A 12,897-nucleotide genomic window follows, 5' to 3' on the forward strand; every position below is an offset into this window, starting at 1 on the left:
GATGGATTTTATTATACTTGAATTTCTTGAAAAATGTGAAGATGAGCAAGAATATACAAAATGTTAGCAAGCGCTTCCATAGACGACCTTTAATTTTTGTTGCTATTATTGTAATAAGATAACAATAGAAAACGATTTCTATACAAGGGGGAAAACACAAATTTGGACGTTAGTTTTTAGTAGTCGGGTGCGACAATCATCATGATTCCTGTGGTGCTGGTCTATTAGATTGCGCAGAAGCAGTTCATCCAAGGAATTGCTTCAACAGGCTTGAAAGGCTAACAACTATAATTCGGGAGGTTGCATATGAGAGGCTTTCGTCATTATAGCCGTCATTTGGCGTTAATAATCATAGTAGGATTGATTGTATCGCTATTTAGTACATCTATAGGCACAGCTGCAGACAATACTGTTAAAGCTGGGCAAGGGAAAAATGCGTTTCAAGATATTCAAGGTCATTGGGCCGAGGAATCCGTTGCGTCATGGTTGGAACAGAAGCTGGCTTCTGGCTATACAGATGGTACATTCAGACCCGATCAGCCGATTAATCGCGGCGAATTCATTACTTTGGTTAATCGGGCGTTTCAGTTTGAAGCAATGGCTGAAATCAGCTTTCAAGATGTTGCTGCGGGAAGCTGGGTATATCCAGAGATCTCAAAAGCTGTTCATGCAGGCTATATTGTCGGATTTTCTGATGGAACGGTGGGCGCAAATAGTCCGCTAAGCCGGGAAGAGGCGGCTGTTATGATATCTCGCCTAATGCAGTTTGATACGTCAGCAAATTTGCCGGGCGCTGCAGGCTTTATTGACGCCGCAAACATTGCCAACTGGAGTATCGGTGCCGTTAAAGCTGTAGCTGCTGCGAAAATTATGCAGGGCAATCAAGCAGGAGCATTTATGCCCAAGAAAACTCTGACAAGGGCAGAGGCAATTGTGCTTTTGGATCGTACGGTGCAGTTCAATCAACAGACTGGACAGCAGGATCGTTCATATAGTAAGCCTGGAACATTCGGTCCGGGTACCGACACCGAAGTGGAAGTCGTTAATGGGAATGTAGTCATTGAAGTACCGGGCGTAACGCTCCGAAATCTCCACATCAAGGGTAATTTGGAGCTGGCCGAAGGAATTGGCGAAGGCGACGTTACACTGAAGAAAGTGACGGTAGATGGCACAACTGTTATGAATGGCGGGGGTGCGGAAAGCGTTTATTTGGTTCAATCCAATTTGCAAAAAGTAATTATCGCCAAAAAATCAGGTCAGCTACGCGCTGTTCTTGACAATAATACGCGGATAGCTATTCTAATTATCCAGTCTTCTGTTGTATTGGACATCCCGAATGGCTTTATTCAGGAGCTCATTATCGATAAAACGGCAGGCATAAGCCGTGCGCATGGCGAAGCCCGATCCTCGATTGAGAAATTGACGGCGGATCAAGTTATTGCTGTAACAGGGAAGATTCGCATAAAAAGGGCCATTATTAACGAAAATGGACGCGGCACAACCTTTGAACAAAGGCCGGAATTTGTAGAGGGTGCTGGAACGGTTCCTGTTATAGCTGGCAATGGAGGAGGCTCTGCAGTGACGCCAGGACCAAGCCCAACTCCAGGTCCAGGTTCCAATATAGGAATCGAGCTCGTTCAAAATGGCGGATTCGAGCAGCTCGATGCCGAAGGAGTACCGCTACATTGGGGAGTTATAGGGAATAAGTGGAATGAAGGCATCAGCGCTGCAAGTGAAGCTGCAAAAACAGGCAGCTACGGAGTAGTTATTGAAACAGCCAAAGCCAATAATCCATGGGTTAACCAAATGTTTGCGGTGGATGAAGGAGCAACTTACGAGCTTCATTCCTGGTTCAAATCGGCTGGAGCAACCGGACAGGTAGGATTTAAAATCGAGTTTTATTCCTCAGAATTTATGACGGACGAAACCTTGCTTCAAAACTATAATCACAGGGCGTTAGCATCTGAAATGGATGGCCAGTGGCACGAAATGACAACAGAGGTTGTTGCGCCGCCAGGTTCAAAGTATGTAGCAGTATTTCTCAGATTGTACGGAATCGGCAAGGTATACTTTGATGATGCTTCTGTGAAGAAAATAAAGGATTTACCTCAGGTAGAGCTTCTGCCTAACCAGAATTACTATTACAAAGATCTGACAGCTGGACAAATTCGGATTAGATTCACCCCTCGGGATGGGAGCATGAGCGGAAAAACATTGGACGTGAAACTTACGGATCCGGATGGAGGGAAGGTGCTCTTCTCGAAAAATGCTGCAGCTGCTTCAGAGTGGAGTGCGGCATTCGATCCTTCCGTAATGACACTGAATAAGTCTTATGTCTTATCGGCTGAAATCAGAAGCGTGTCGGGCACTTTGCTGGAGCGCCAGGAGAAGAAGCTGCAACGTTTGGAGCGTCCTCAATCCCTGCCGACAAGCGGACCACTCATGGTCGATGGAGAACCGTTTTTTCCGGTTATCGCATATCACGCCAACGTTCCGGACTATCCGCTGCTGCAGCAAATTGGCGTAAATACCGTTCAAGGAGTGAACGGATTGACCGACGACGCTCTAAAGAAGATGCTTGATGCTGCGCATGCTAATAATTTGAAGATGCTAGTTACGTTATATGAGGGCATGCAGGTTAAAGAAAATATGGAAAGAAACATAGAGATTGTGACCAAGTTTAAAGATCATCCGGCTGTACTAGGCTACATGATTATGGATGAACCGAAATTGAACGGAATTAACCAGGCAGAGCTGTTGGATGCTTATGAAATGATCCGAAGCCTGGATCCGATCCACCCGGCATACATGGTAGAGTCGGAGCTGGACGCCTATCGCTCGACTGGCCAGGCAACAGATATCCTGGTTACGGATGTATATCCGTATTACAGCCGTAATAATCAACCTATTTCAGCTGTTGGGGACGGAGTTCGCAAGGCGGTCGCAGATGTTGATGGCATAAAGCCGGTTTGGACAGTACTGCAAACGTTCCTAATGCCGACCACGGGCTGGGACTATCTGCCAACCATTACACAAGTGCGCAATATGGGGTATCAGGCGCTGCTTGCCGGAAGCAAAGGTCTGGCATTCTACTCGATCAATGATCCGGGTTGGAGGCTGCCTGATTCCGAATTATGGGCTGGATTGCAAGATTTTAAGAATGAACTGCCGCTTTTTGGAGAACTTGCCATGCAAGGAACAAAGCTGTCCGAGCATATTGACGGTCCTATACAATGGGGCGTTTGGCAGAAAGGAACAGAGCAATATGCAGTAGCGATCAATACGACTCAGAATGTGCAATCCGCTGAAATTACTTTGCCGCAGGCAGGCAATTATATCGAGCTGCTGCACGGGGCGCCTGTAACCCAGTGGAGCAGCGGTGATAACCAATTGCAAGTCGCACTACAATCGGAGCAGGCTGTGATTTATCGTATTTCTCCATTTTCTATGAGCACAGCCCATATGTCTGACCGCCTGCAAGAAGCATCTGCATGGATTGAGGATAGTGCTTGGTCTGAAATGATCGCGTCTTTGCAGCAAAATGCAGACAGCTTGCGGCAGGAGCTTGCAGAAGGAGAGCAACAGCTAGATATGGCTCAGACGCTGACACATACAGCAGCGATATTGAATCAGATTACTGCAGCGGAAGCGTGGGTAATTGACCATGCAGGAGAATGGGATGCGGAAACAAATCCAAAGCTGAAGGATTTGTTTAATGAGCTGAAAAATGGCATGCAGCGTATCATTCAAGCGGTGCTTCGTGTTGAGGCAGAGCTTTCTGCCGAACAAATTGTGGCAAACGATACGCTTGAGTTGACGGTCCGTTTGCAAAATCATAGTCAGGATTCGTTTGGCAACATAACAGTTACGATTACGTCTTCTCTTGACGGCGTTCAGCCGGAAACGAAGGAATGGAATGAATTGGCCAGCGGCAAAGAAACTGTATTTACTCAGCTGATTCCAATACCCGCTGCGGCGCTAACCGGTAACTATGCAGTGGACGTTACAGTAAATTATCTTTATAAGGATAATGAATTAACGACAACTCTAATAAAGAACATAAAAATTTCTGAATTACTGTCTGCCAAGATAAAGCCGGAAAGGATGACTCTTCATACTCATGGCATCTATCCGTTCACACTTGAGCTAAGCAATCATGCCACCCGGAGTGTTCATGCAGCATTGGGATACACGGGTGAAGCCGATCAATTGAGCATAGCGTTGCCGCCATCTGCAGATCTGGAGGGACAGAAGACCGTTATTGTAAATGGTAACATTGTAGTGCCCGAAGGCATTGCATTAACAGAGGGCATATATGAGCTTCAAATCGAAGTTAGTGCCGAAGGAAACGTAATCAAGCGTATTCCGTTGGAAATTAAGACAGATCCGAATCAAATCTATAATCCGGGCTTTGAAATTTCTATTCCGAACACAAGCTCGCTGGACGGCTGGCTGCTGCGGCCGGATACGGTTTGGGACCATTCGGTGTCTCATAGCGGCAACTCCTCCATCAAGATATTGCCGAATGCTAATAATACTTGGAATGTAATGAGTTCAACAGCAGGTCGAACAATTGATACAGAACCCGGTAAGAAATATATGTTATCTGGCTGGATCAAGAATGACTCTAAGACCGGATTGATCGAGCTTGGGGTGCGCGAGGCAGGCGCCAATGATGTCTCGGTGAAATATTCATGGGCCGCAGCTTCCAAAAGCAGCGACTGGACAAAATACGAGCTGCCAATCACAGTTCAGCCAGGCACGACGAAATTGTGGATTTACTTCAAAGCAACAGCAGATGTCGATGGTCCGGCTTGGCTAGATGATGTCGAACTGAGAGAAGTGCCTTAGTAAAAGCCACCATAATAACTTATTAACGCGTAGAGCCGCTGTATACGGTCTACGCGTTTTTTGTGTTGGTTGAATTGAAAAAACTAAACATCTTCTAACTGTTAATCAGGTTTAGTTCGACAGTACGATAGAAACAAAATAGAAAACGATTGCTTTAATACTATTTCTATTGCTATAATCTAATAAACTTACAAGTGGTATTGCATACAATGAAGTTGAGGGGGATAGTATGGCAACCTTGTTACAAGCGGCAGCCGAGTTTCACCATGCATTACGCAATATTGATTACGAGAGAGGGACATTATGAATAAGCCAACAACGATACATGATATAGCAAAAGCGGCGAACGTCTCATCGGCGACGGTGTCGCGTGTGCTTAGCAACAGCAGCTATCCGGTCAGTAAGATAAAGCGCGAGAAAATATTATCTCTTGCGAAGGAGATGAATTATGTTCCCAATCTGCTTGGCCGGCAGTTGAAGGGGAGCAGGAGCACGACAATCGGGGTCATTGTGCCTTCGATCATGAACCCGTTTTACTCGTCTGTCTTATTCGGGATTGAAGAAATTGCCCGGAAAAATGATTTTACTGTAATAGCATGTAATTCACTGCATGATCCGCTTTTGGAAGATGAGTATATTCGGACGATTATGGAAAAACAAATTAAAGGTCTTGTGATATCCTCGATCTCCAGCGACAAGTCTCAACTCAAAAGCATGATCAAAGCAGGTGTGCATGTGATTGCCATTGACCAGAAGATTGAAGAAGATCAGATCAACCAGATAGAATTCGATTATCATAAAGGCGGTTACTTGGCGACGAAGCATCTTCAATCCAAAGGACATAAACGGATTGGCTATGTGACTTCGAAGGTAGATCGGCCCAGTCGTAAAAGCATAATGCTAGGTTATATGGAGGCTATGAAGGCGGAGGGTCTTGAACCATTGTTGGAAGAATCAAAAGTAACTTTTTCTGACAATCCGCTATCAGAATTTGATACAGGAAAGCTCTTGACGAAGAGGCTGCTGGATGGCGCTGTGCCGCCAACGGCGATATTTGCTTGTAATGATATGATGGCATTCGGCGTCATTAATGAATTGTCGGAGCGGAATATTCGTGTGCCGCAAGAGATATCGGTAATGGGTTTTGACGGTATCGACTTTGGCCAGATGATGAATCCGCAGCTGACAACAATTAAACAACCGGATTATGAGATGGGAAAGCTGGCTTGTAAAATGTTGCTTGATAAAATGAATGAAGCAGACGTTCCGTCGTTTGATATTATTCTTCAGCCTGAATTACTAGAACGAAGCTCTGTTGCACAGTGCCAGATGCAGCTAACTTAACAATATGAGGATGATAGCGATAAACGCTAAAGTCCTGCAACAAAAAGTACTCGATTGCAGTATTTTATTGTGAATCATCGGATACCAAAAGAAAACCTGTAGATAAACCATAAAAATTGTATTAAGTTATTGCTCTGTAAGGGGTTTCATGCTATAATTTTTATAGAAATCGATTACCAAACGTATTCGTAGTGCTCCTAAGCTTATGACGATTTCTGAATGGATTTTGAGTGAAAAGCAATTAATTCAAAAAAGGGAGTTGGTATGTTTTGAAAAAAAGATCTGGTTTATGGATGATGATGTTAGCTTTGGTTCTGGTCTTCACGGCTTGTTCGTCTGGCGGCGGTGGCTCCAAAAATACGCCATCTACTTCGCCATCGAGCGCTCCTTCGTCTGGAACTGAATCTGCTGCGCCGTCAGAGAAGCCCCCTAAGCAATTGTCACTGACGATTGGTTTACCGGGCAGTTATGAAGTTACAAAGAAAGAAATTATTGACAAGTTCATAGAAACTCATCCGCATATTACGGTAAAGATTGAAGATGCTCCTTGGGGTGATTTCACGTCCAAGATCGCAACGCAAATTGCGGGAAACACGATGCCTGATGTGTGGTTCCAGGAGAATGCCGCCATTCTTGGCTATGGCAAACGCGGCGTCGCTGAAGATTTGAAACCTTACATTGAGCGCGATCTGAATGCTTCAGATTATGTCGATGCTCTATTCTCGGCACAGACGTCTGATGGCAAGGTGTGGGGGATTCCTCATGGCGTCAACTCCGTAGCATTGGCCTACAATAAGAGTGTGTTCGAAGCGGCCAATGTTGATTTGCCGACAGATGATTGGACATATGCTGATTTGATAGAAGCGGCGAAGAAGCTGACGATTAAAGAAGGCAATAATGTGAAGCAATTCGGTTTTATTGGAACTGCTTCTATTACAACTGGCTGGTTCCCTTGGATAAAGCAAGCAGGCGGCATGGTTCTTGACGATACAAAAACCAAGTCGATGCTAAATGATCCGAAAACACTTGAAGGCTTGAGCCAATTGCGCCAAGGTATTCAAGATGGTTATTTCACAAATAACGATTTTTTGACAGCCAATGGCGGCGCGCTGGAAGTGTTCGCTACAGGCAAATCAGCTATGTATATGATGCAGTACAGTGAGCAAGTGTCTATGAATTCGAAATTCCCGGATGCGGATTGGGATGTAGTGAAAGCGCCGAAAGCTGTAGATGGCAAACGTTATGTGCCGTTTGTTACGAATTCCTGGCTAATTTCATCCAGAGCATCGGATGACAGCAAGGAGGCTGCATGGCAATTCTTGAAGTTCTATTTGGGGGAAGAAGCGCAAACTATTCTAGCTGAAAGTGGCTCATCGCTGCCAGTAAAACAATCCGCTTATACTGTTTTTGACAACAGTACGACTAAACCGTTGAATAAGAAAGGTTTCACCGAAGGTGTAGCCGAGGGCGGTGTAACACTGGATGAGAACGCTAGCTGGGCAGAGTGGAGATTGCTTGTTCAGCAAGAGGTGAATGAGGCGATTGTACAAGGAAATAAAAGTGTAGAAGATGCTTTGGCGGCCGCTCATAAGGGTGTGCAGCAAGTATTGGATGAAAATAAATAATTAATCGTTCATATCATGTTGAAAGGTGCGGCCTCGCTGGGACCAGCACCTTTCAATGCATAGAAAGGCAGGTCTTTCATGCGTAAGCAAAATTACTGGGGCTATATATTTACTCTGCCATTTGTCATTAATGTTGTTGTATTTCTGATATTTCCTGTTGTTTTCTCCGCCTATATTTCGTTCACGCAGTATGATTTGTTCAACGCTCCCAAGTGGACGGGGTTAACGAACTGGATCAATATGTTTAATAAAGATGAATTCTGGATTTCTATGCGAAATGTTTTTGCATTTGCGCTTATTTTTGTACCTTTGCAAACGTTATTTGCTTTTTTGATCGCATTCCTGCTGAACCAGGCGCTTCGTGCCAAATCTTTATTTCGACTCATGTATTTCATGCCAGTCGTGACGCCGTGGCTTGCGGGCGGGGTTGTTTGGGCCTGGATGTTTAACCATCAATATGGTGTTATAAACTGGTTTCTTGGACTGTTCAATATTGATCCGGTGCACTGGATTGATAATAAATCATGGCTCGTCGTTATGGCCAGCATTGCAATTGTGAATGTGTGGAAAGGCGTGGGACAATCGATGATTATACTTCTGGCGGGCATGCAGAATGTTCCGAAGGAAGTGCTGGAAGCAGGTCAGATTGACGGCGCCTCCGGCTGGAAGCAGCTTACTCATATTGTCTTCCCGATTGTGACGCCAATGGTTTATATGGTTGTGATTCTATCTACGATATCTGCATTTCAAGCGTTTGATATATTTCTTGGTTTATTCGGGGGCATTCAGGCGGGGATTCCGCAACAGAGTGTGGTGCCAAATCTGGTTGTTTATCGAGACTCGTTCGTACTATTCAAGATGGGTCCTGCATCAGCGATGGCCTGGATATTATTTTTTGTTATTCTTGTTGTGACGCTGTTCCAACGTTACTTTGAGAAAAGGTGGGTGCATTATGACTAAGTCGACACCCCTACCGATTAAAATGATCATTTACATGTTTTTAATAGTCGGCGCTTTTGTTATGTTTTTTCCTTTTATCTGGATGGTTTCGACATCGTTGAAAACAAGTGGGGCAGTGGCAGCGATGCCGCCGCAGCTTATACCCAATCCTATTGATTTTGGGAATTTTGTGGAAGTTTGGAATAAAGTTAATTTTGCTCGTTACACGTTTAACAGCTTCTTGATTGTAACTTTGGATATGATAGGAGCATTATTGTCCTGTTCGGTTGTGGCTTTCGGATTAGCCATGTTCGAGTTCAAGGGGCGTGCTACTATTTTCATTATAATGTTGGCGACTTTGATGATCCCGGGTCAAGTAACAATGATTCCGACTTATTTTATCTGGAAACAGTTCGGCATGCTGAACACTTATTCTCCGCTTATTATTCCAAGCTTTCTGGCGGGTGCGTTCGGAATTTTCTTGATGCATCAGTACATCAAGTCATTGCCCAAGGAGCTTTACGAATCAGCGGTCATAGACGGCTGCAGTCCTCCAGGCATCTTCGCAAGAATTTATTTGCCGCTATGCAAACCGGCACTTGCTGCGCTTGGTGTATTTACCTTTATGGGCGCCTGGAATAATACGCTGGGACCGCTTATTTATTTGCAATCGAAAGAGTTATATACGCTGCCGCTGGGGATTTTGTATTTGAAATCAGAAAATGTGAATCAGGCACTGCTTATGGCTGGTGCGGTGATTACGACAATGCCGGTAGTAGCTGTGTATCTTATTGCGCAGAAGCAGTTCGTGCAAGGAATCGCATCTACAGGTATGAAGGGTTAGGACAAGGAGAGAGCAATCATGACAAAGAAAAAGTATGTAATTGTCGGTGCGGGCGGAAGGTCGCTGTATATGTTCGCAAAGCCGATGGCCACGGAATTGCAGGAGTATGTGGATTTTAAAGGTGTGTTTGATACCAATCAGACGCGTGCGAGACTATTAAGCGAAGAGTGCGGTCGGGTGCCTGTGTATAATGATTTCCATCATATGCTTGGTGAAGTTAAACCGGATGTCGTTGTGGTTGCTACTACAGATTACACGCATCATCAATATATTATTGAATCGCTTGAAGCCGGGTGCGACGTTGTGTCCGAGAAGCCGATGACGATTGATGAAGAAAAGACGCGGGCCATTCTGGAAGCTGAGCGGAAGAGCGGCAAAAAAGTAACGGTGACATTTAATTTGCGGTTTGCGCCTTATTTTTCAAAAATAAAAGAATTAATCATGAGCGGGACGATTGGCGAGGTCCATCATGTCCATTTGGAGTGGTTCCTTGACCGCGATCATGGTGCGGATTATTTCAGAAGATGGCACTCCGAGATGAAGAACAGCGGCGGCTTGCTGGTGCACAAGTCTACGCATCATTTTGACATTATCAACTGGTGGGTGGACAGCAGACCGAAGCAACTTCAAGCTTTTGGAGCCCGGCAAGTATACGGTGATCAAGGTCAGCCAAAAGGCGAGCGTTGCATGACGTGTGAATATACAGCAACCTGCGAGTTTTACAAGGATATTACGCAAGATCCGTTCATGACAAAATATTACGCAGAAGCCGAGCATGAAGACGGCTATTGGAGAGACCGCTGCGTGTTCGATGAACGTGTAGATATTTATGACACGATGAGCGTCAATTTGCAATACGAGAACGGGGTATTCCTCAATTATTCCTTGGTAGCTTACAGTCCGTATGAGGGGTGGAGAGCGACTATTAATGGAAGCAAGGGGAGGCTGGAAGTCGGCAATATATATCGTGATGCTAATATGAGCGCGGTGGGTGTCGACACAATCAAACACTATAAGCTGGATGGTACTTCAGAACTTATTGAGGTGTCCGCGCAAATGGGTGGGCATGGCGGCGGCGATGCCAAGCTGCGCACGGCGATATTCGCAGGCGGTGTGGAAGACCCGCTAGGTCAACAAGCGGACAGTTTGGCGGGAGCGTATTCTTGCTTGATCGGAGCGACGGCGAACCGTTCTATTGCGGAAGGAAAACTGTTGCAGGTACCTGACTTTCGGTTGTTGCATCACTAAGACAAGACGACAGGGTTCAATTACCTATGCACAGGAGCGTTGGAGATGACAGAACAGATCAGGGAGCTTGAACGTTATGTATGTTCGTTGTATTGGACAAAGGAGCAGTTGCCGCGACATATCTATAGGCGTGCCGATCAAGCTTTTGAAGCGGGCGATGAGCAGCGGGATCGCATAGATAACTGCGAGAGTTTGGAAGAACGCCGACAAGCAATGAAGCAGGCGTTCATCAAGTCGATTGGCGGCTTGCCTGCCATTGATGCTCCTTTGAACGCTGTTGTTGTGAATACAGTAGTTGCCGAAGGCTATACCGTGGAGAAGATAGTCTTCGAATCAAGACCGAAGGAATATGTGACGGGAAATATGTATCTGCCTGCGCAGAGAGCCGAAGTCTCGCCCGCTATTTTGTTTCTGAGCGGTCATTCCTTGGAAGCCAAACATGACAGCACTTACCATGAAGTGTGTTTGCGTATGGTGCAGGCAGGATTCATCGTTTTCGCTGTTGACCCGATTGGTCAAGGAGAACGTATGACATTGCTGCATGATGAAGAAGGGCGAGAGGTGTGGGGTACGGCAGAACATCAGCGTCTGGGCGTTCAGTGTCATGCGCTTGGGCAAAGCGTTGCCCGTTATTTTATTCACGATGCGATGCGTGCGGTGGACTACCTGGAGTCTCGTCCGGATGTGGATCATACGCGAATCGGAGTGACAGGCAATTCCGGGGGCGGGACGCAGACAGCGATGATGATGGTATGTGATGAGCGGATTGCTGCCGCTGCGCCTGCGACCTTTATTATGAACAGACAACAGTATATGCATGCCGGAGGTGTGCAGGATGCGGAGCAAGTATGGCCGGGACTAAGCGGCCTTGGATTTGATCATGAGGATCTGCTTCTGGCTTTTGCGCCAAAGCCGCTGCTTGTCTGTGCCGTGAAATATGATTTTTTCCCGATTGAAGCAACACGTCGCACAGTTCAGCGTTGCTGTCGGTTCTGGGAAATGCTCGGATACGGGAAAAGATTGCGTTTGGCCGAAGATGACTCCGTGCATAAATACACAGATGTGCTGGCTATAGAGGCGGCGGATTTCTTCGCTGAGCATTTGCTGGGGCGTAATGAAGCCGAACGGAATTTGTATCGAAACGAGATGAAGCGAAGCAAGCTTGCTCCGCTTGCGGCTGAGCAATTGAAGTGTACAGCAAGCGGGCAGGCGAATCGGGAATATGCGGATGCCAAAACGGTTAGTGATGCCTTCACAGTTCATGCCGCGCGGCTTGCAGTGACCCGTGCTTCTGCTGAGAATGAGGGTGCGGCCAGAGAATGGTTGCAGCGCACCGTGCTGGCTGACCGTGAACGTTGCGAGTTGAACGCTCGTTTTGTCCAATTGCCGTCTCGCGATGGTCTGTGTATCAGGTATGCGTTATGGTGGTCGCAGCCGGAAGTCATGAACAGCGGATATTTGTTCAGCTCAAGTGAGCATGCGGAAGTTGCAGATGGGCATAGCTGTTCAACACCAATCACAATTGCGTTATGGCCGGGCGGTACGGCCAATTTGGAGTCGCAGTGGAGCTGGATTCAATCGATGTGCGCTTCGGGGCGTACGGTACTGGTTCTTAATGTATCTGCTGTGGGACCGCATGAATCATCCGGCTTGCTTTATGGACGATCCAATGACCGTTTCTTTGGCATGCTTCATAAGTTTACTGATGAATTGATTTGGCTGGGTGACAGCTTGGCGGCGCTGCGTACTTATGATGTGCTTCGGGCAGCAGATTTTGCAGCTTCTTTGTTCAACAACGGCGGTGGTCAGATTGAACTGTACGCAAAAGGTTTGTTCCGCGTATATGCTGAACTGGCTACCGAACTGGATGCAAGACTTCACCAAGTATCTTTGTCGGCAGACGGCAACTCGCCATCCATCGCTCTGTCTGATTGGTTGGCTCAGGGAATAGTGAATGACCGCGACGTAATGAGCGTGATAATACCTGGAATTTTGCAATATTATGACGTACAAATAGATCAGCTATAGGCTCAGGATAAGGTAAGG

At 46.2% G+C, this 12,897-nt stretch carries 7 protein-coding genes; all 7 read left to right on the forward strand.

Annotated features, from left to right (window positions below):
- Positions 1-306: 306 nt before the first annotated feature.
- The 7 genes from PAT3040_RS25210 (at position 307) to PAT3040_RS25240 (ending at position 12,879) form a co-directional block, all read left to right on the forward strand.
- Entirely contained in the window at positions 307-4,851 is a 4,545-nt protein-coding gene (locus PAT3040_RS25210) for an S-layer homology domain-containing protein (protein WP_108994844.1), read from the forward strand.
- Between the two features lie 303 nt (positions 4,852-5,154).
- The gene (locus PAT3040_RS25215) at positions 5,155-6,195 is read left to right on the forward strand and encodes a LacI family DNA-binding transcriptional regulator (RefSeq protein WP_108994845.1); all 1,041 of its coding nucleotides are present in this window, start codon (positions 5,155-5,157) and stop codon (positions 6,193-6,195) included.
- 269 nt (positions 6,196-6,464) lie between these two features.
- Positions 6,465-7,820, forward strand: a complete 1,356-nt coding sequence (locus PAT3040_RS25220) for an ABC transporter substrate-binding protein (RefSeq protein ID WP_258235148.1) — start codon at positions 6,465-6,467, stop codon at positions 7,818-7,820.
- 78 nt (positions 7,821-7,898) lie between these two features.
- Positions 7,899-8,780, forward strand: coding sequence for a carbohydrate ABC transporter permease (locus tag PAT3040_RS25225; RefSeq protein WP_108994846.1), 882 nt, complete (start codon positions 7,899-7,901; stop codon positions 8,778-8,780).
- Positions 8,773-9,603 carry a carbohydrate ABC transporter permease gene (locus PAT3040_RS25230; RefSeq protein ID WP_108994847.1) on the forward strand — a complete coding sequence of 277 codons (831 nt, stop codon included), beginning with the start codon at positions 8,773-8,775 and terminating at the stop codon, positions 9,601-9,603. Before PAT3040_RS25225 ends, PAT3040_RS25230 begins: the two co-directional genes overlap by 8 nt.
- An 18-nt stretch (positions 9,604-9,621) precedes the next feature.
- Positions 9,622-10,851, forward strand: coding sequence for a Gfo/Idh/MocA family protein (locus PAT3040_RS25235; RefSeq protein ID WP_108994848.1), 1,230 nt, complete (start codon positions 9,622-9,624; stop codon positions 10,849-10,851).
- Positions 10,852-10,896: 45 nt separating this feature from the next.
- A complete protein-coding gene (locus tag PAT3040_RS25240) occupies positions 10,897-12,879 on the forward strand; it encodes an alpha/beta hydrolase family protein (RefSeq protein ID WP_108994849.1) in 1,983 nt (660 codons plus the stop codon).
- Positions 12,880-12,897: the final 18 nt, after the last annotated feature.

The sequence above is a fragment of the Paenibacillus agaridevorans genome, from assembly GCF_003112455.1.
Taxonomy (GTDB): domain Bacteria; phylum Bacillota; class Bacilli; order Paenibacillales; family Paenibacillaceae; genus Pristimantibacillus; species Pristimantibacillus agaridevorans.

Bases quoted from the DNA above. Each gene is read 5' to 3' on its own strand.
- PAT3040_RS25210 (WP_108994844.1), top strand. From the start codon at position 307: ATGAGAGGCTTTCGTCATTATAGCCGTCATTTGGCGTTAATAATCATA.
- PAT3040_RS25215 (WP_108994845.1), top strand. From the start codon at position 5,155: ATGAATAAGCCAACAACGATACATGATATAGCAAAAGCGGCGAACGTC.
- PAT3040_RS25225 (WP_108994846.1), top strand. From the start codon at position 7,899: ATGCGTAAGCAAAATTACTGGGGCTATATATTTACTCTGCCATTTGTC.
- PAT3040_RS25230 (WP_108994847.1), top strand. From the start codon at position 8,773: ATGACTAAGTCGACACCCCTACCGATTAAAATGATCATTTACATGTTT.
- PAT3040_RS25235 (WP_108994848.1), top strand. From the start codon at position 9,622: ATGACAAAGAAAAAGTATGTAATTGTCGGTGCGGGCGGAAGGTCGCTG.
- PAT3040_RS25240 (WP_108994849.1), top strand. From the start codon at position 10,897: ATGACAGAACAGATCAGGGAGCTTGAACGTTATGTATGTTCGTTGTAT.